Raw genomic sequence first — 18990 nt, 5'->3', positions numbered from 1 at the left:
CTCTATCCCTTGCTGCCTAGCGGCTCGGCCTCGGCCAAGCGGCGATCGCCGCGGGCGAGCGGGCGCGGGCCCGCGGCCAGCCCGACCGCCACCAGAATTTCCCCGGCGCGCGGCGCATCCGCGACCCGCACCTCCATCGCATCGAGATGGCTCGGCAGATCCGCCGCATCGCGATGGCCGAGCGGCAGATCGAGCGCGCAGCCGAGGCCGCCGCGCTTCTTCGCCGAAGGCACGAGCGCCGCGCCGCCACCCAACGCCGCGCGCATCGGAGCGCCGAGCTTCGGGTGCGGGATGGCGGCCGCATGCTCGACCTCGCCCGCCTCGCCCACGATCGCGCCCTTGCCGAAGCTCTCCACCCGCTCGGGCGGGAGGCCGAGGGCGGCGAGCGCCTGCGCGGTGAGCAGCGCGCCGAGCCGCGCCCCGATCTCGCTCAGCGAGGCGAGATCGGCTTCGTAGCTGCCGGCGCAGGGATTGGCGATGACGGCGATCGCCACCGCCCGCCGCCTTGGCGGGTCAACCGGCTGCCCCATCTCCGCGCGAACCTCATCGAGAAGGGTGACGAGCTTGCGGAGGCCGGGCTCGATCATCGCAGCCCGTCCTCGCCCCGGATATCGGCCGCCGCCAGGCCGCCGACGCGGGCGTGGATGCGCGGCCCTGTCGTCATCACCAGGACGAGCGCCAGTTCATCGGCGCGCGGCGCATCCGCCACCCCCACCTCCATCGCGTCGAAATGGCTGCGCACATAGGAGGCGTTGATATGGGTCACCGGCACGTCGAGCCGGGCACCGAGCCCGCCGACCTTCTTGGCGGAGGGTACGATGGCGCGGGCATCCCCCAGCACCGCGCGCATGGCGTAGCCGCCGGGCACGTGCCAAAGCGCGCCATGCTCCAACTCCCCGGCCGCGCCGACGATGGCGCCCTTGCCGTAGCCCTCGACCGCGCGCGCATCGCCGCCCAGCGCCTGCACCAGCGCCTCGGCCATCTCAAGCCCCAAGGGTTCCAGCGTCTTCATGAAAGCGGCGATCTCCTCCACATAACGCCCGGCGAAAGGATTGGCGATCACGCTGATGCAGGCAGCGCGCAGCAAAGGCTGCGCAGGCGGCGGGCCGCCCTCGTGGAAGATGTGCTCGACCGTGACGACCCGCTTACGCAACAGGATCTTCGTCATTGTTATCTCCTATCGTGACTGTCTCGCCTTGCAGATGCAGGGCGGCGCGAAAAATCAGCCCGGCGGACCGCATCGCCGCCGCCCGCGCCGCACCTTGGGCGAGTGCCAGCGCGCGCTCCCCCGGCGCGAGGGGCCCGACCGCGCGGGTCACGCAGAGGCTGCCGAGATCGCTATCAGGCTGCAGGCTGCAGGCCGGGGCGCGCGCCACCGCCGGATGGCCTGGCAGATCGACGGCATTGGCGATCATGGTGGCGGCCGCATCCGCCGCCGCCGCCGTCCGCGCCAACACAGTAACGGCATCGGCGATGCCGAGCGAAAAGCTCCGCCCCCGCCAGCCGCTGGTGGCAAGCCCGCGCGCCGGATCGGCGGCTGCGAGCCGGAAGCGGCCGAAGAGATCGGGCGCCGCAGGCTCGGGCCGCGCCACCATGCCGATGCGGATCGCCTCGCCCGGCGCGAGATGGAGTGCGATATCCCCGCCGTTGTTGACGGCCGCCCGCGCGAGGGGCGCCGCGGCCAGCATGGCGGCCAGCACCTCCTCGGCCACGGCGCCGGCGACGGCGGCCATCGGCGTGATGAAGCCCCAGCGGCGGAGCGGCGCCACGGCAGCCACCATGCGTTGCGCGATCACGCCATGGAGCGGGCCGGAGGTTGCGCCGACATCCTGGCGGAGCGGCGGCAGCTCGGCGCAGAGTTCGTCGAGGATGGTCGTGAAACGCTGCCGCGCCGCGCGATAGGCGTGCTCGACCGCGCGCGCCTCGCCAGCGCTGAGAATAACGAGGTCGATCGGCCCATCCTGCAGATGCAGGCGCGCCGCGCCGGAGGCAGCCGCCGGCAGCAGCCGCGCCCGCGCGCGGGGGGCGGCGGCAGAGCCCGGGCTCAGCGCGGCAGGGCCGGCGCCAGCGGCCATGGGTTTTCCGGCAATTGCCGGGCGAAGCGGTGCGGCGCCGCCCTGCTCAGCGTTTCGGCCCGCCGCACATGATCCATATAGCCGCCCATCGCCTGGTAATGCGCGAGCGGCATGGTGAATTCGATCGGCGCCACCAGCGCCGGCGTCGGGACATAGCCGAAGGCGTTCTCGGGCAGCTTTGTCACATCCACCATGAAGGTGATGCCGCCGCCCGGCCAGAGATAGACCGGCGCGCCACCGCAGGTGAGCCGGGCACTCCCCCGCGCGACCGACTGGGTGAGCCGCACCGGATTATCCGTCACCCCCGCGCGGAGCGAGCCGCCGGCGCCGCCGATGAAGAGCACGCTCGCCAGCGCCGGCTCGCAATTCTCGGCAATCCGCGCGACAGAACGGGCAAGCGCCGCCGGCAGATCCGCCGCCACCGGGCGCAGCGCCTCGTCGAGCAGGTAGTAGCCGTAATGCTCGCCGGTCGTGCTCACCATCAGCAGGCGGAGGCCCGGCCGCGCGTGCTTGGCATCGAAAGGTTCGAGGATGGCGAGAGGATCGGTGATATCGGTGCCGCCCCAGCCGGTGCCGGGCCTGGCCACCTGGAAATAGCGGCCCGGGGTGGAGCGCCGGCCGCGCAGGCGAATGCCCGTGGGCGGCACGCCGAGCAGCTTGCCGCCCTGATGTTCGGACAGCACGCCGGTGATATGGTCATCGACCACCACCACCTCATCGACGAGGCCGAGCCATTGCGGCGCGAAGATGCCGATGGTGGCCGAGCCGCAGCCGACCCGCATCCGCCTCTCCTGCACACCGTTGACGATCGGGGCCTCCCCGGCCTGCACGATGATGGTTGCACCGTCATCGACGGCCAGTTCGACGGGCTGGCGGTTGCAGAGCGCGAGCAGCGTCTCGCAGGTGACGCGCCCCTCCTTCTTGCTGCCGCCGGTGAGATGGGCGACGCCGCCGAGCGAGAGCATCTGCGAGCCGTATTCCCCGGTCGTCACATGGCCGACCGGCTCCCCCCCGGCGCACAGGATGGCGCGCTCCTCGCCGAGGTGGCGGTCGGTATCGATCTTGATCTTCACCCCGCAATAGCTGAACACGCCTTCGGTGACGACGGTGACCATATCCACCCCCTCCACCTCGGTCGCGACGATGAAGGGCGCGGGCTTGTAATCGGGATAGGTGGTGCCGGCGCCGATGGCGGTCACGAAGGTATCGGCGCCGCGCACCAGCCGGCCATCCCAATCCTCATCCGCCTGGAAGGCGACCATCGGGGCGCCTTCGGCCCGCGCGGCTTCGAGCAGGACGAGCGGATCGACCCGCACCAACACCCCCGCCTCATTGGCATAGCGATCGCAGGCGCCGGCCTGGCCCAGGCGGATATTGCACATCACCGGGCAGGCATCGCAGCGAATGGTGGCGGCGGGTTCAGCCATGCGGTTTCCCCTGCATCAGCGCGCTTTCATGGGCCATCGCGCGGCGCAGCCGGGCGATGCGGGCGGGCAGATCGGTCCAGGCGGGGCGATCGGGCGCGTATTGGCGGCGCAGGAAGGCAGTGAGGTCGGCGATCTGGCGGTCGCTCAGCACCGGGCCGAAGGCGGGCATCGCGCCCATGCTGGGCTCGGGCGGATGCGCGATGCCGCCGAGGATGGTGCGGATGAGGTTGTCCGGCCGCTCCGCCTGGATATTGCTGTTGTAGGCAAGGTTGGGCTTTACCCCGAAGAGCGCCGGGGCGCTCGGCGCATGGCAGGCGGCGCAGGCGCCTTGGAAGATGCGGCCGCCGGGCCCGGCCGAGGGCAGCAGGATGCCGGCATTGCGCTGGTCCGCCGCTTCCGCCGCGGCCGCGGCGGCGCCCGGCGTCACCTCCGGGCCGAGGGAGGCGAGGTAATGCGCCATCGCCCGCAGATCGGCATCGGGCACGGATTGCAACTCATGCACCACCGGCGCCATCGGCCCTGCCGCCGGCCCATGCTGCGGAGAGAAACCGGTGCGCAGATAGGTGTAGAAGGCATCTTCCGTCCAAGGCACGGGGGATTGGGAGAGATGCGCGAGCGGCGGCGCCATCCAGCCCTCCGCCTCGCCGCCGGCGAAGCGGCGGCTCCTGATCTCCGCCCCCATCGCGTTGCGCGGGCTGTGGCAGGCGCTGCAATGGCCCAAGCCCTCCACCAGATAGGCGCCGCGGTTCCATTCGGCCGAGCGCGCAGGATCCGGCCGATACGCGCCGGGGCGGAGATAGAGCGTGTTCCAACCCACCATCAGCGTGCGGAAGCCCAAGGGAAAGGCGAGATCATTGGCCCGGGCGGGCGCCACTACGGGCTTTTGCGTCATGAGATAGGCGTAGATCGCTTCGAGGTCGTCGTCCGTCACCTTGGTGAAATGGGTATAGGGAAAGGCCGGGTAGAGGTGCCGCCCGTTGCGCCCAATCCCCTCGCGCATCGCCCGGCGGAAGGCTTCGAAGGACCAGTCGCCAATCCCGGTCGTGGGGTCGGGGGTGATGTTGGTGCTGTAGATCACGCCGAACGGCGTCTCCAGCGGGCGGCCGCCGGCAAGCATCGCCCCGCCCGGCGCGGTGTGGCAGACCGCGCAATCGCCAAGCGCCGCCAGCACCCGGCCGCGCGCCAGCGTCTGCTCGGAATAGAGGCCGGCGCCCGGGGGTGAGGCCGGCTCGAAGGCCTGGCGGACCGGCAGCGCCACCGCGCAGGCGCCGAGCAAGCCGGCAAGGCCGAAGCCGAGCCCGGCCCAGAAGCCGCGCCTGCGGGCGGCGGACGGCGCGGCCAAGGCGGCAGCAGCCGGCGCCGCCGGGGGTGGCACGACCCCGGCCTCCATCAGGCCGCGGCGTACCCGCTCGGGTGTGAAGGGCACTTCGCGAAAGCGCACGCCGGTCGCATCGTAGATCGCATTGGCGATGGCAGCCGCACTCGGCACCGAGGCCGATTCGCCCACACCGAGCGGCGGCTCGCCCGGCCGGTCCATCATCACCACCTCGATCGGCGGGATCTCGGGGAAGGTGATCAGCGGATAGCCGCCCCAGTCCTTCGTCTCCACCGCCGTGTCGTTCGCCCGCACCTCCTCTTTCAGCACTCGGCTGATGGATTGGATGACATTGCCGTGGATCTGATGCCGCACCCCGGCCGGGTTGATCATCAGCCCCGAATCCTGCCCGACGGTGACGCGCGTCAGCGCGACATCGCCGGTCGCGGTATTGACCTCGACATCGGCGACCCAGGCCGACCAGGCGGCGGGCAGGCCGGGAAACGGGCCATGGACATAAACGGCATAGGCGAAGCCGCGCCCGCGCCGGATATCCCCCGCGCCGCCGAGCGAGCCCGGCGCGGTATGCGGCACCCAATCGGCCCGTTCGGCGACAGCGCGGATGAGATCGCGCGCCCGCGGGTCTTGCAGATAGCGGAGACGGTATTCCACCGGATCGGCGCCGGCGGCGGCGGCCGCCTCGTCGATCCAGCTTTCATGGGCGAAGGAATTCGGCATCGCGGAAACCCCGCGCAGCCAGGAGGCGCGCAGGATGGGCGGCATGTCGTAGGCGGCGATGCGCATCGTCTCATAGGCATAGGGCGGAACCGCCGTCCGATCGCCCATGGTGAAGACCGCCGGCTCCGGCGGGATCGCCCCCGTCAGCAGGGCGGCGAGCAGCGGCGCGCCGTTCGAGGGGTAGCGGGTCGAGAAATCATAGGCAGCGACGCCGCCCAGCTCATCGAGCCCGCCCGCGATCTCCATGAGCTGGGCGGCACCCTTCGGCTCCCAGGCGGTCTCCTCCGCCCGGGTGAGCTGCACGCGCACCGGCCTCCCGACGGCGCGGGAGAGCAGCGCCGCATCCGCCCCCACATCATCCGCGCAATTGCGGCCGTAGCAGCCCGCCGCCTGGTGGCGGATGATCTCGATCCGCTCCTCGGCCAGCCCGAGCAGCCGCGCCAGATCGGCGCGCAGCATGTGCGGATTCTGCGTGCCCGACCAGAGGGTGAGGCCATCCTCCCGCCAATCCGCGACCGAGCAGGAGGGCCCGATCGCGCCATGCAGGTGATAGGGCCAGACATAGCTGCGATCGAGCCCGAGCGCCGCACCGGCGCGCGCGGCCACCACATCGCCCCGGCTCAGCAATTCCCGCCGCTTGGCCGGGTTCTCCCGCAAGGCGGTGGGGATATCGGTGAGATCGGGCAGCGGCGGCGCGGGCTTCCAGGTCACCCGCAGGCGCTCCGCCGCCAGCGCCGCCTGCTCTTCCCGCTCCGCCACGATGCCGATGAAATCCCCGATCACCACGAGCTTGACGAGGCCCGGCACCTCGGCGATCGAGGCCTCGTCCACCGCGACGAGGCTGCGCCCGACGAAGGGGCCGCTATCCCGCCCGGCATAGGGTGGCCGCACCATGCGGCCATGCAGCATGCCCGGCACCCGCACATCATGCACATACGTGAAGGTGCCGGTGGCCTTGGCCGGCAGATCGACGCGGGCAACCTCGCGGCCGACGATGCGATAATCCTCCGCCGGCTTGAGCGCGGCGGCGGGATCGATCCGCACGAGGATGCGCTCCTCGCCGATGAGATCGCCGTAAGAGAGGCCGCTCTCCGCGCCCGAGGCGAGCAGGATGCGGCCGGCGGAGACCGTGAGCCCCCCCGCCGCGGTGCCGAGCCGCTCCGCGGCGCGGGCGAGCAGCACGGCGCGCGCCGTCGCCGCCGCGCGGGCAAGCGGCTTGGCCGCTACCTGGATCGTCTCGCTCGCGATGGTCGGGCCCTGATCGGGCGTGCGCTCGGTATCGCCAAGCACCATGGTGACGGCGGCGAAGGGCAGATCGAGTTCCTCGGCCAGGATCTGGCCGAGCGCCGTGCCGATGCCGGTGCCGAGATCGACATGGCCACAAAACCCGGTGGCGGTGCCATCGCGATGCAGGATGAGGAAGATCTCGGGCGTGTTCTGGCCGCCGCCGTCCGGCCTGTCCCGCACCACCAGCAGCTGGCCCCTGCCCTCCAGATAATCGGCGAAGCGGCGCAGGCCGTCTGAGCCTGGCCCGCCTGCGCGAGCGCTATCAGGACCGGGCGTCTCCGGCCTCTCCCCGCTCATGCGCTGCCGCCCGCTGAAGCGGCGCCGCGGGCGGCACGCCGGGCGGCCGCCATGATCTCGACATGCGTGCCGCAGCGGCAGAGGTTGTAGCGCAGCGCCTCGGCGATCGCGCGGTCGTCGGGATGCGGATCACGCGCGAGCAGGGCGACGACGCTGATGATCATGCCGTTGAGGCAATAGCCGCATTGCGCCCCCTGCTCGGCGATGAAGGCGGCCTGCACCGGATGCGGCGCCGCCACCGTGCCGAGCCCTTCGAGCGTGGTGATCTCCCGCCCCTCCACCAGCCCCACGGCAAGGCAGCAGGACCGCGCCGGCCTGCCGTCCACAAGTACCGCGCAAGCCCCGCATTCGCCGAGGCCGCATCCGTATTTCGGGCCGTTGAGGCCAAGATCGTTGCGCAGGATGAAGAGCAGCGGCGTCTCGGGCGAGACTGCCAGAGCATGGGTGGCATCGTTGACGCGGAGCGTCAGCGGCCGCACGAAATCTGCCTCGTCTCCATCCGCCTGCCCCAAGCCTCAGCCCGATCGTTTGCACACATAGGATCATGCGGGGCGGATCGGCCTGTCAACGCTTTTCGCGCGCGCATGCCCCCGCCAGAAGGGCAGGATCGGCCCCCGGGGCCGGCGCCGTCAAGCGAGCAGGCGTAGCCCGACGATGAACAGCACGAGGGCGAGCGCCACCCGCACCGCGCGATCGGGCAGCAGATTGGCGGAGAGGCTGCCGATGATCACGCCGGGGATCGAGCCGAGCAGCAGCGAACCGACCAGGGCGAAATCGACATCGCCGAGCCACCAATGGCCGAGCCCCGCGAGCAGGGTGAGCGGCACCGCATGGGCGATGTCGGAGCCGACCAGCCGCACCGGCGGCAAGGCGGGGTAGAGCAGCACCAGGGCGGAAACCCCGATCGCCCCGGCACCGACCGAGGTGAGCGTCACGACGACGCCGAGCACCGCGCCGAGCAGGATGGTCATCGTCCGGCGCTGCCCCTCGCTGGTATCGGCGAGAAGCGGCGCGAGCCGGCGGCGAAGCTGCGGCTGGAAGATGACGCAGAGGGCGGTAAAGACCAGCACAGCGCCGAGGGCGAGGTTCAGGATGGGCGAGCCGTGGCTCGTGATGTGGAAGGCTGCGCAGAAGAGGATGGTGAGCACGGTGAGCGGCACGCTGCCGAAGGCGAGGCGCCCGACCACCTGCCAATCGACGCTCCGCTTCCAGCCATGCACCCCCGCACCGACCACCTTGGTGGTGGAGGCATAGAGCAGATCGCTGCCGACCGCCGTGGAGGGGTGGATGCCGAAGACCAGGATGAGGAGCGGCGTCATCAGCGAGCCACCGCCGACCCCGGTGATGCCGACCAGCAGCCCGACCAGCAGGCCAGAGAGGCTGTGGCCGAGAAACAGGTTCACGTCGCCGCGCCTTCGCGGCCATAGGCGACGAAATGGGGGTTGCGAAAGCCGGGCTTGCCATAGGCGAAGCGCGCCCCGTCGAGCGTGCGGAGGCCGCCGCCGGCGGCCGCCAGCACCGCATGCCCCGCCGCGATATCCCATTCCATGGTGGGGCCGAGGCGGGGGTAAAGATCGGCCTCGCCGGCGGCGATCAGGCAGAGCTTGAGGGAGCTGCCGGCCGCCCGGAAGGCCGCGACCTGCCGCCCGGCGAGAAACGCCTCCATCGCCGCCGCGTCGCCATGCGAGCGTGAGCCCACCACCGTCAGCCCCTCCGGCGGCACCGCGCGGCAGAGGATCGGCCGCTCGCCCGCGGCATCGGCGCGCAGCGCCCGGCCCGCCGCCCCGGCATAGGTCTGCCCCAGCGCGGGGGCAACGACGACGCCAAGCACCGGCCGCCCATCCTCGATCAGCGCGATATTGACGGTGAACTCGCCATTGCCCTTGAGAAACTCCTTCGTCCCGTCCAGCGGATCGACGAGCCAGAAGCGATCTCCAACCGTCGTGGGGCCGATCCCGGCCGCCACCTCCTCCTCGGAGACGACGGGAATCTCCGGCGTCAAGGCGCGCAGCCGGGGCAGGATGACGGCTTCCGCCGCCTCGTCCGCCAGCGTCACCGGGCTGCCATCCGCCTTCTCCCGCGCCCCGGCCTGATCGCCGTAGAAGGCGAGCGTCGCGCGGCCCGCCTGCTCGGCGATGGCGCGCACCGGGCCGAGGAGATCGAGCATGCTCCGCGCTTCGCCGAGGGCGCCGCTCACGCGCCCACCCTCCGCAAAAGGCCGCGCTCTTCCAGCAGGTCGATGATCTGGCCGGCCGCCTGCTCGGGCGAAAGGCTCGTCGTGTCGATCCGGATTTCGGGCGCCTCCGGCGGCTCGTAGGGGCTTGAGATGCCGGTGAAGTTCTTGATCTGCCCGGCCCGCGCCTTCTTGTAGAGCCCCTTCGGGTCGCGCTCTTCGGCAACCTTCAGCGGCGTGTCGATGAAGACCTCGAGGAACTCGCCCTCGGGCAGCAGTTCGCGCGCCATCTGCCGCTCGGAGCGGAAGGGCGAGATGAAGGAGACGAGCACGATGAGGCCGGCATCCGTCATCAGCCGGGCCACCTCGCCGACGCGCCGGATATTCTCGACGCGATCGCCATCGGTGAAGCCGAGATCGCGGTTGAGGCGGTGGCGAACATTGTCGCCGTCGAGCAGCGTCGAATGCTTGCCGCGCTCGAACAGCCGACGCTCGACGATATTGGCGATGGTCGATTTGCCCGCGCCCGAGAGGCCGGTGAACCAGAGCACGAAGGCGCGCTGATCTTTCTGCGCCGCCCGCGCCGTACGGTCGATCGAGACCGCCTGCCAATGGATGTTCTGCGCCCGCCGCAGGGCGAAATGGATGGTGCCGGCGGCGACCGTCTCGTTCGTGAAACGGTCGATCAGCACGAAGCCGCCGGTTTCGCGGTTCTTCTCATAGGGATCGAAGGCGATGGGCTGGCTGACGCTGATATTGCAGAGCGCGATTTCATTCAGCGCCAATTGCTTGGCCGCCACATGTTCGAGCGTGTTGACGTTGATCTTGTGCTTGAGCGTGGTGACGGAGGCCGAGACCGTGCGCGCGCCGAGCTTGAGCAGGTAGCTGCGCCCGGGAAGCATCGCGATCTCGTTCATCCAGACGAGCGTGACCTCGAACTGGTCGGAAACCTCGATCGGGTCGCCGGTGCCGGTCAGCACATCGCCGCGGCTGCAGTCGATCTCATCCTCGAGGCAGACGGTGACGGATTGGCCCGCAACCGCGAAGGGCAGGTCGCGATCGAGAAAGACGCGCGATACGCGGCTCTCGCGGCCCGAGGGCATGACCCGCACGGTATCGCCCGGCTTGACGGAGCCTGCCGCGATCAGGCCGGAAAAGCCCCGGAAATCCTGGTTCGGCCGGTTGACCCATTGCACCGGCATGCGGAAGGAGGCGCTGCGATCCGCCGTGCGGGTGGGCACCGTTTCCAGATGTTCGAGCAGGGAGGGCCCGCGATACCAGGGCATATTGCCGCTCGGCGCGGTGATATTGTCCCCCATCAGCGCCGAGAGCGGGATCGCGGTGATATGCTCGAGCGAAAGCCCGGCCGCGAAGCTCGTGTAATCGCCGAGGATGCGGCAGAACACCTCCTGGCTGTAGTTCACGAGATCCATCTTGTTGATGGCGAGGACGATATTGCGGATGCCGACGAGGGAGGCGAGGTAGGAATGCCGCCGCGTCTGCGTCAGCACGCCGCGCCGGGCGTCGATCAGGATGATGGCGAGATCGGCGGTCGATGCCCCCGTCACCATGTTGCGGGTATATTGCTCATGACCCGGGGTATCGGCGACGATGAATTTGCGCTTCTCGGTCGAGAAGAAGCGGTAGGCGACGTCGATCGTGATGCCCTGCTCGCGCTCGGCGGCGAGGCCATCGACCAGCAGGGCGAAATCGATATTCTGCCCCTGCGTGCCCATCTTCTTGGAATCGGCCTCGAGGGCGGCGAGCTGATCCTCGAAGATCATGCGGCTGTCGTACAGCAGGCGGCCGATGAGGGTGGACTTGCCGTCATCGACCGAGCCGCAGGTGATGAAGCGCAGCAGGCTCTTCTGCTCGTGCTGGCGGAGATAGGCCTCGATATCGGTCGCCAGGAGGTCGTTCTGCTGGTCCATCAGAAATATCCCTCCTGCTTCTTCTTTTCCATGCTGGCGCCGCTATCCTTGTCGATCGCGCGGCCCTGGCGCTCGCTCGTCGTGGTCAGCAGCATCTCCTGGATGATCGCGGGCAGCGTATCGGCATGGCTTTCAACCGCGCCGGTCAGCGGATAGCAGCCGAGCGTGCGGAAGCGGATGCTCTTCATCTCCGGCTTCTGCCCTTCGGGGATGCGCATCCGCTCGTCATCGACCATGATCGTCATGCCGTTGTACTGCACGGTCGGGCGCTCAGCCGCGAAATAGAGCGGCACGATCGGGATGCTTTCCTTATAGATGTATTGCCAGATATCGAGCTCGGTCCAGTTCGAGAGCGGGAAGACACGGATCGTCTCGCCCTTGTTCTTGCGGGTGTTGTAGAGGTTCCAAAGCTCGGGCCGCTGGCTTTTCGGGTCCCAGCGGTGGCCGGGCGCGCGGAAGGAGAAGATGCGCTCCTTGGCGCGGCTCTTCTCCTCGTCCCGCCGCGCGCCGCCGAAGGCGACATCGAACTGGAAGTGATCGAGCGCCGCTTTCAGCGCCTCGGTCTTCATGATGTCGGTATAGGCGCTGCCGTGGTCGAAGGGGTTGATGCCGCGGGCGAGCCCGTCGTGATTGATCCACTCATGGAGTTCAAGGCCGAGTTCCTTCACGCGGGCATCGCGGAAGCCGATCATCTCGCGGAACTTCCAGGTGGTGTTCACGTGCAGCAGGGGAAAAGGCGGCTTGCCCGGAGCGAAAGCCTTCATGGCGAGGTGCAGCATCACTGCGCTATCCTTGCCGATGGAATAGAGCATGACCGGGCGTTCGGCTTCGGCCGCCACCTCGCGCATGATGTGGATGCTCTCGGCTTCCAGGCGCTGAAGATGGGTGAGGTCTGGCCCCGCCAGAATCGCCTCGGCGACGGGATCGGGCATTCTATTCTCCCATAGATCAGGACGCAGCAGATGACGGGGGATCCCCGTGAACTCCTCGATCCGCAGAACGAGGTCGGCCGGGATGTCCCGCTCGCCCTTCACCCATTGGCTGACGGCGCCTTCGCTGCGACCGACGGCTTCGGCGATATCGCGCTGGCGCTTGCCGCTCTGGCGGAAAAGGAGCTTGAGATCCGACATAGGCGATCTTTAGCTGAACTAAAGTTCCGCCAGCAAGCCTCAAAAATGCGCGGTTGCCCTGCAAACCCCGGGGCCTGGCCAATTTTTTCGCAAAGTGAAAGCCAGTTTTACCAAATGCTTAACCCATCGGAGCGCAAGTCTCTTGTTGCACCTGCTCACAAGCTTCCGATAACAATGCGGGCGAGTGGATTGATCTCTCATGCCTGGCATTCGCCAGAAGAAGGTTGGCGCGGTGATGGAACTCGGCTGGGCCTTGGAAATGGATGAGGGCCAGTCGCGCCAGGATGAATGGCGCCCGCGCGCGGTGGCGCTCGGCAACCGGCTGCTCCGTGTCGAGGAGCAGACCTTGCAGTTGCGCGGCGAGATATCGCGCCTGACGCACGAGCTTTCGCAGGCGACGACCAGTACGGCGGGTGCCGGCGGCTGGTTCTCCCCTGCCCGCGGCCGCCATGGCTGGCGCCGGGCGGAGGAGCCGCAGGCACCGCTTTCCGCCTATTCGCTCTATGATTTTCGCGTGGATGATGCGGTGGTGGAGGAAGGGGATCGCGGCAAGGTCTTCCTCGGCGCGCATGGGCTGACGGCGAGCGTGCCGGATTTCGCCGGCGCCGTCGCCTCCCTCAACGCCACCCCCCGGGTGCTGCGGGTCATCGGCCCGGAGGCCGAGGGCGAAGCCGCCGAGCGGCCCGATGTTTCGATCATCCTGCCGATCTACGGCCAGCTCGCCTATACGCTGAACTGCCTCGACAGCCTCTTCGCCCATCAAAGCCGCTACAGCGCCGAGATCATCATCATCGACGATGTCTCCCCGGATGCGAGCAGCAGCTTCCTGCCCGAGGTGCAGGGCATCCGCTACCATCGCCAGCCGCAGAATGGCGGCTTCATCCGCAGTTGCAATACCGGCGGCGGCCTGGCGCGCGGGCGCTACGTCATCATGCTCAACAACGATACCCGTGTCGTCGATGGCTGGCTCGATGGGCTGATCGACAGCTTCGCCCTCTTTCCGCGCGCCGGGCTCGTCGGCTCCAAGTTGTTCTACCCCGACGGCAGCCTTCAGGAAGCCGGCGGCATCATCTGGCGCAACGGCACCTGCTGGAACTACGGCCGCAACGACGATCCGAACCGGCCGGAATACTGCCATGCCCGGCAGGTGGACTATATCTCCGGCTGCGCGATCGCGCTGCCGGCCGAGCTGTGGCAGGAGATGGGCGGCTTCGATCCGCTCTTCACCCCCGCCTATTGCGAGGATGCCGATCTCTGCCTGCGGGTGCGGGCGAGCGGGCGCGAGGTGTGGTTGCAGCCGCAATCGCGGATCGTCCATTACGAGGGCAAGACCTCGGGCACCGATACCAGCGCAGGCGTCAAGGCCTATCAGGTGACGAATACGCGCAAACTCTATCTCCGCTGGCGGCATCTGCTCGAAAGCCATCGGCGGGATCCGGAGGCGCCGTATTTCGAGCGTGAGCGTTTCGTGCAGCGCCGCATTTTGGTGGTGGATGTGACGGCGCCGACGCCGGACCAGGATGCCGGATCGGTGCAGACGGTGCTGGCGCTCCAGGTCTGCGGTCTGCTCGGCTACAAGGCCTATTTCACCCCGGCCGACAACTGGCTCTTTCAGCCGGGCTACACCACCGACCTGCAGAAGATCGGCATCGAGTGCGCCTATGCGCCCTACGATCTCGGCTTCACCAATTATCTGCGCGCCTACGGCCATCTCTTCGATGCCATTCTCGTCTATCGCCATACGGTCCTCGAAAAGGTGATCAAGGATATCCGCACCTACGCGAAGGATGCCTGCCTGCTCTTCCATGTCGCCGATCTGCACTTCCTGCGGCAGATGCGCGAGGCCGAGCTGGCCGACGATCCGGCCAAGCTCGCCGAAGCCGCCCAGGTCCGCGAACAGGAACTCCGCCTCGTCTCCCAAGCCGATTGCACGATCACCCATTCCACGGTCGAAGCGGAAGTTCTGGCCGAAGCGGTGCCGGATGCGCCGGTCGCCGTCTGGCCGTTGATGTATCCATGCGAGGGCACCCGCGTGCCCTTCTCTGCCCGGCGCGACATCTGCTTCCTCGGCGGCTACCGGCACCCACCGAACATCGATGCCGTCAACTACTTCATCACCGATATCCTGCCGCTGCTGCGCGCGGCGGACCCCGCCATCCGCTTCGTCATCGCCGGCTCCAATGCGCCCCAGGCGCTGCGCGAGATCACGGTGGAGGGCGTGGACTTCATCGGCCAGGTGCCCGATCTGCGCGATCTGTTCGACCGCTGCCGCGTCTTCGTCTCGCCGCTGCGCTACGGCGCCGGCGCCAAGGGCAAGGTGATGTCGGCACTGTCCTACGGCCTGCCGATCGTCTCCACCTCGGTCGGCGTCGAAGGCGCGGGGTTGGAGGAAGATCGCCACTACCTCATCGGCGATACGCCGGCCGAGTTCGCCGAGCAGGTGCTGCGCCTCTATCACGACGCGGCGCTGTGGCAGCGCTTTTCGGAGGCGGGGCAGCAGAAGCTTGCGGCCGATTTCTCGCTTGACATGGGGGCCCGGGTGCTCAGCGCGGCGATCGCCCGGGCGCATGCCCAGCGGCTTGGCATTTCCGGTGGAGAATCGCTCTGCCGCGAAAACATCACCGCCAAAGTAAGTAATGCTTGATTGTTAGACGCTCGCTGCAATCAGGCTCGGATTGTTTCTGTGCATTTGACCCCCACCTCGGAGCGGCATGGTGAAGATGACAGCAATGGGAAAACACTTATTGGATCGGGATTTGTGGTCCTTCGGCGTCACGCGGCTGTTTGGCAATCATGATCTGGGCGAATCAGGCCTCATCAGCGGCTGGGCCGGGCCCGAGGATGGGCATGTCTGGAACGACGGGCCGGAAGCGCTGATGCATGCAGTCTTCGAGCCGACCAACCGCCCGGTAACACTGACGATCGAGGGCATCCCCTTCCTCGGCGGCACGATCCCGTTCCAGGATCTCACCCTCTACGTCAACGGCGCGAGGCTCGGCTTCTGGCGGCTGTCTCAACCGAAGGTCTGCACGATCGAGGCGATTATCGAGCCCGAGCATATCTTCCTCCGCCAAGGCTATTCCGTGCTCTCCTGCGCCTTCCATATGCCGGGCGCCACCCGGCCGGTCGAGATCGGCCTCGGCAGCGATACGCGGGCCCTCGCCTTCTGCTTCCACTCCATCTGCCTCGCCTGAAGCCGACCGCGCGGCCGGCGGGCCTTCGGCCGCGCCACGTTGCGAGGTGGGGCAGAGGGCGCTATGACCGTTTCAGCGCCTGAGGATGGGCAAGGCACGGACTGCGGCCCCGCCATGCCTGGGGCGCGGCGGCGCAGCCTGCAACCGGTAGGATGACTGTGGGATCCGAGGCTTTCGTCCAATTTCCGGCCATGGCCTTCCGCTCGCGTGAGGAATTCCAGCGCTACCGCGATTCCCATCGGGATGTGTTCGACGAGCGCTACCGCCGCGAGCAGGCGCTCGGCGTCGCCGCGCCAAGCCTCAGCACCGATGGGATCTGCGCGCCCTGTCTGCGGGTTTCGACCTTCGCTTCCTCGACGCGCGATGGCGACGAGACCGCCGATGGGCGGCGCGTGCCGCATTGGCGCCTTGCCCAAAGCTGCGACTGCGCCTTCGGGCTGACGAGCCACGAGCGCGCGCTGCTGCATCTCGCGCTCGCCCGCGCGCCGGGTTCCAGCCAGACCCGCATCGGCGTCCTCGGCCGGGGCGAGCGGATCGCCGCCCGGCTGCGCACCAGCTACGACGAGGTGTCGCTCTGGCCGCGGCTGCTGGCGGAAGGGGCGGGCACGCTTGCGTTGCCAACGCCGCCGGCGCATCACCACGTGATCCTGGCAGCCGACGAGCTTGCCCATATCCCGCCGCTCGACCGCGCGCTTGCCGCGATTGCCCACGGCCTGGCGCCGGGCGGCCTCTTCATCGCCACCACCGCCTTCGATGTCGAGGCGGAGAGCAGCGTCAGCTACCTCGACCTGCCGGAGGAGGAGGGCCTGCCGATGCTCTTCTCGCGTGATCCCGCCCACCGCCTCGGCTGGGATCTCGTTCCTCGGCTGCGCGATGCCGGCTTCAGCGACGCGATAGGGCTTTGCTACTGGTCCGAGGAACTCGGCTATCTCGGCCCATACAATATGATCTTCCTCGCCTCCCGATGAGTGCCGATCGGAAAGGGCGGGCCGCCGGCGCCCCACCGCCTGGCGAACGCCCGGCACCGGGAGGATCCCCTTCCGCAGCGAGACGGAACTGAGCATGGCCTTGCAGGGCAATCTGGAAACGATCCAGGACGACGGGCTGATCGCCGGCTGGTGCTGGGATCCCACCCAGCCGCAGCGCCGGGTGCGGCTGACGGTGCTGGTCGATAACGAGCCGATCGGCCAGACCACGGCGGATGTCTTCCGCGCCGATCTCGAAGGCGCCGGCATCGGCGATGGCTGCTTCGCCTTCTCCTACCTGCTCCCATGGTCCGCCATCGCCAGCCGCTCGGTCGCGACGGTGCGCGTGTGCGATGCCGAGACGGGCGAACATATGGGCGGCGCGCTGACCTTCCGCCGCACCAGCCTCGTCCCGGTCGAGCAGCGGCTCGCCGCCCTCGAACAGACGGTGCGGCTGCTTGAGGCGCGGCTGAGCGAGGCGGAGGGCCGGGCGCGGCGCGAAGCCGGCCTCACCCGCAGCATGTTCGGGGCGATCGGCAGCTTCTTCACGCAGTTGGCGGAAATTCCGGTCGAGACGCTCGGCGCCGCCGGCAGCCTGCCGGCGATGGCGCCACTCGCCCTCGCCCAGCACCAGCATCCGCCCTTCGCCCTGGCCGTCGCCCCCGCCCCGATCATGACGCTCTGCCTGCTGGCGGATGGGCCGCTCGGCGAAGCCTATGCGGCGCTTGCCGCCCTGCATGCGAGCGGGGTGGATCGCGCGGCCGATATCCTGCTGCTCGATTGCGGGTTGACCGAGGAGCGGGCGATCCTGCCCGCGCTCGTGCAGAACCTGCGCTACTGGCGCCTCGCCGCGGGAGAATCGCCGCTCCTCGCGCTCAACCGCGCCGCCTCCTTCCAAGGGCACGATCTCTTCGCGCTCTTGCCCGCCTCCGCCCAGCCGGCAGCCGATTGGCTCGATGCGCTGCAGGAAACGCTGGCCGCGCATCCGGATTGCGCCGTCCTCGCCTGCCGGACGCTCGCGCCCGATGGCACCGTCCTCGCCTCCGCCCTGCTGCCGGACCGCGCCGGCCGCCTGGCCGACTTCGCCTTCGGCGAACCGGCCGAGGTGCCGCGGATCGACCGGCTGCGCCCGGTCGCGGCCGCGCGGGCGGCCGGGCTCGTCATCCGCAGCGCCGTCTTCCGCGCGCTCGATGGCTTCGATCCGGGCTTCGCACCCGGCGCCGAGGGCGGGGGCATGGGGCTCGGCGCTGCCGTCGCCGATCTCTGCCTGCGCGCCTGGGAGGCGGGCAGCCGGGTGCTCTACCAACCGCGCTGCACCCTGCGGGCGCAGGCCGAAGGCGGCACGGGCGATTTCGGCGCCGCGGCGGAGGATCCTGGCCTCGCCACCCTGCTTGCCGACCGGTGGGAGACGGTCGCCCTGCGCCGCCTGCCCTTCGCCTCCGGCAGCGCGCTCATCATCGACGATGCGGAAGCCGCCGGCCCGGCCACGATCGCCGAACATGCCGGCCTGCTGCAGCATCTTGGCTACGAGGTCAGCTTCGGCGCCATGACGGGGCTCGATCGCGAGCCCGCGGGCGCCGCCCTGTTGCGGGATCGCGGCATCATCGTGCTGCGCGCGCCGTTCCAGCCCTCGGTCGCGGCGACGATCAAGAACGCGACACCGCCCTTCACGCTGATCGAGATCTCGGCCCGCGCCGCCCTGCAGCTCGCGCCGGAGACGCTGCGCTACCTCTCCCCCAAATCCCGCATCATCCTGCGGCTGGATGCGGCGGCCGCCGTGAGCCTCGCGGAAGGCGATGGCGACGATCCTGCGGTCGAACGTCTGCGCAAGATCGCCCGCGCTTGCGACGGCGTGGTCGGCGAGCGCGAAATCCCGCCCGAGCGGCTCGCCGGTGGGGAGAGCGGCGGCAAGCCGCCTCTCCTGCTCTCGCTCGCGCCCAAGGGTGCAGCGGCCCGGCGCGGCGTCTGGCTCGTGCTCGACGGCGGGGCGGAGACCTCCGCCGCCACCGATGCCTGGCTCGCCACACTCGTCCCGGCGATCGCCAAGGCGCTGCCGAAATGCCAGCTGCATGCGAAACGCCAGCCGCAGCGGCCCTTGCCCAAGGGCATCACGCTGCATGCGCCGAGCACCTGCGACGGCGCGCTGCTCGGGCAGTTCCGCCTCGCCCTCGCCCCCTTCAAGGAAGCCGGGGCCGATCGCGGGGCGATCGAGGCCTGCCTCGCCGCCGCCCTGCCAGTGGTGGCGACCGCACCCGCCCTGCCGACGGGGGAAGAGCCGCCCGGCGCTACCCGGGTGGCGCCGAAGGATGCCGCCATCATCCGGCTTCTGCGCCAGCTCGTGCAGGATGATGACGCTTGGGCAGCACTCGCCGCCCCGCTTCTCGCCCCGCTGACGGGCGAGCCGGCGGCGGCCGCTTATGCTGCGATGCTGGACAAGCTGGCCACGGCCGGCTGAGGC

14 protein-coding genes are annotated in these 18990 nt (G+C 69.3%); 4 read left to right on the top strand and 10 right to left on the bottom strand.

Going from position 1 to position 18990, the window contains the following annotated elements:
- Positions 1–2 precede the first annotated feature (2 nt).
- From ACYQ7X_RS09000 to cysD, 10 genes are all read right to left on the bottom strand, one after another.
- The gene (locus ACYQ7X_RS09000) at positions 3–587 is read right to left on the bottom strand and encodes an amino acid synthesis family protein (RefSeq protein WP_459696638.1); all 585 of its coding nucleotides are present in this window, start codon (positions 585–587) and stop codon (positions 3–5) included.
- A complete protein-coding gene (locus ACYQ7X_RS08995) occupies positions 584–1168 on the bottom strand; it encodes an amino acid synthesis family protein (protein WP_459696637.1) in 585 nt (194 codons plus the stop codon). Before ACYQ7X_RS08995 ends, ACYQ7X_RS09000 begins: the two co-directional genes overlap by 4 nt.
- Positions 1146–2075: a UPF0280 family protein gene (locus ACYQ7X_RS08990; protein WP_459696636.1), complete on the bottom strand. Its 930-nt coding sequence runs from the start codon at positions 2073–2075 to the stop codon at positions 1146–1148. The genes ACYQ7X_RS08995 and ACYQ7X_RS08990 overlap by 23 nt, the downstream gene beginning before the upstream one ends.
- Positions 2045–3502 (bottom strand): 6-hydroxynicotinate reductase, encoded by a 1458-nt coding sequence (locus ACYQ7X_RS08985; RefSeq protein WP_459696635.1) that lies wholly within the window; start codon positions 3500–3502, stop codon positions 2045–2047. Before ACYQ7X_RS08985 ends, ACYQ7X_RS08990 begins: the two co-directional genes overlap by 31 nt.
- Positions 3495–7139 carry a molybdopterin cofactor-binding domain-containing protein gene (locus ACYQ7X_RS08980; protein WP_459696634.1) on the bottom strand — a complete coding sequence of 1215 codons (3645 nt, stop codon included), beginning with the start codon at positions 7137–7139 and terminating at the stop codon, positions 3495–3497. The genes ACYQ7X_RS08985 and ACYQ7X_RS08980 overlap by 8 nt, the downstream gene beginning before the upstream one ends.
- Entirely contained in the window at positions 7136–7618 is a 483-nt protein-coding gene (locus tag ACYQ7X_RS08975) for a (2Fe-2S)-binding protein (protein ID WP_459696632.1), read from the bottom strand. Before ACYQ7X_RS08975 ends, ACYQ7X_RS08980 begins: the two co-directional genes overlap by 4 nt.
- Before the next feature lie 150 nt (positions 7619–7768).
- Positions 7769–8542, bottom strand: a complete 774-nt coding sequence (locus ACYQ7X_RS08970; RefSeq protein WP_459696631.1) for a sulfite exporter TauE/SafE family protein — start codon at positions 8540–8542, stop codon at positions 7769–7771.
- The gene (gene cysQ / locus ACYQ7X_RS08965; protein ID WP_459696699.1) at positions 8539–9306 is read right to left on the bottom strand and encodes a 3'(2'),5'-bisphosphate nucleotidase CysQ; all 768 of its coding nucleotides are present in this window, start codon (positions 9304–9306) and stop codon (positions 8539–8541) included. Before cysQ ends, ACYQ7X_RS08970 begins: the two co-directional genes overlap by 4 nt.
- Before the next feature lie 26 nt (positions 9307–9332).
- Positions 9333–11243, bottom strand: a complete 1911-nt coding sequence (gene cysN, locus ACYQ7X_RS08960) for a sulfate adenylyltransferase subunit CysN (protein WP_459696630.1) — start codon at positions 11241–11243, stop codon at positions 9333–9335.
- Entirely contained in the window at positions 11243–12373 is a 1131-nt protein-coding gene (gene cysD / locus ACYQ7X_RS08955; RefSeq protein ID WP_459696629.1) for a sulfate adenylyltransferase subunit CysD, read from the bottom strand. The genes cysN and cysD overlap by 1 nt, the downstream gene beginning before the upstream one ends.
- A 199-nt stretch (positions 12374–12572) precedes the next feature.
- Here cysD and ACYQ7X_RS08950 point away from each other — a divergent pair, with 199 nt between their 5' ends.
- From ACYQ7X_RS08950 to ACYQ7X_RS08935, 4 genes are all read left to right on the top strand, one after another.
- On the top strand, positions 12573–15017 hold the full coding sequence (locus ACYQ7X_RS08950) for a glycosyltransferase (protein WP_459696628.1): 2445 nt from the start codon (positions 12573–12575) through the stop codon (positions 15015–15017).
- An 85-nt stretch (positions 15018–15102) separates the two neighbouring features.
- Positions 15103–15567 (top strand): hypothetical protein, encoded by a 465-nt coding sequence (locus ACYQ7X_RS08945; protein ID WP_459696627.1) that lies wholly within the window; start codon positions 15103–15105, stop codon positions 15565–15567.
- 152 nt (positions 15568–15719) lie between these two features.
- Positions 15720–16535: a hypothetical protein gene (locus tag ACYQ7X_RS08940; RefSeq protein WP_459696626.1), complete on the top strand. Its 816-nt coding sequence runs from the start codon at positions 15720–15722 to the stop codon at positions 16533–16535.
- A 94-nt stretch (positions 16536–16629) separates the two neighbouring features.
- On the top strand, positions 16630–18987 hold the full coding sequence (locus ACYQ7X_RS08935) for a hypothetical protein (RefSeq protein WP_459696625.1): 2358 nt from the start codon (positions 16630–16632) through the stop codon (positions 18985–18987).
- Positions 18988–18990 lie beyond the last annotated feature (3 nt).

The organism is Acidisoma sp. C75 (genome assembly GCF_054665095.1).
Note: the sequence above shows the minus strand (reverse complement) of the source record. Positions and strands in the feature narration are given on the sequence as shown.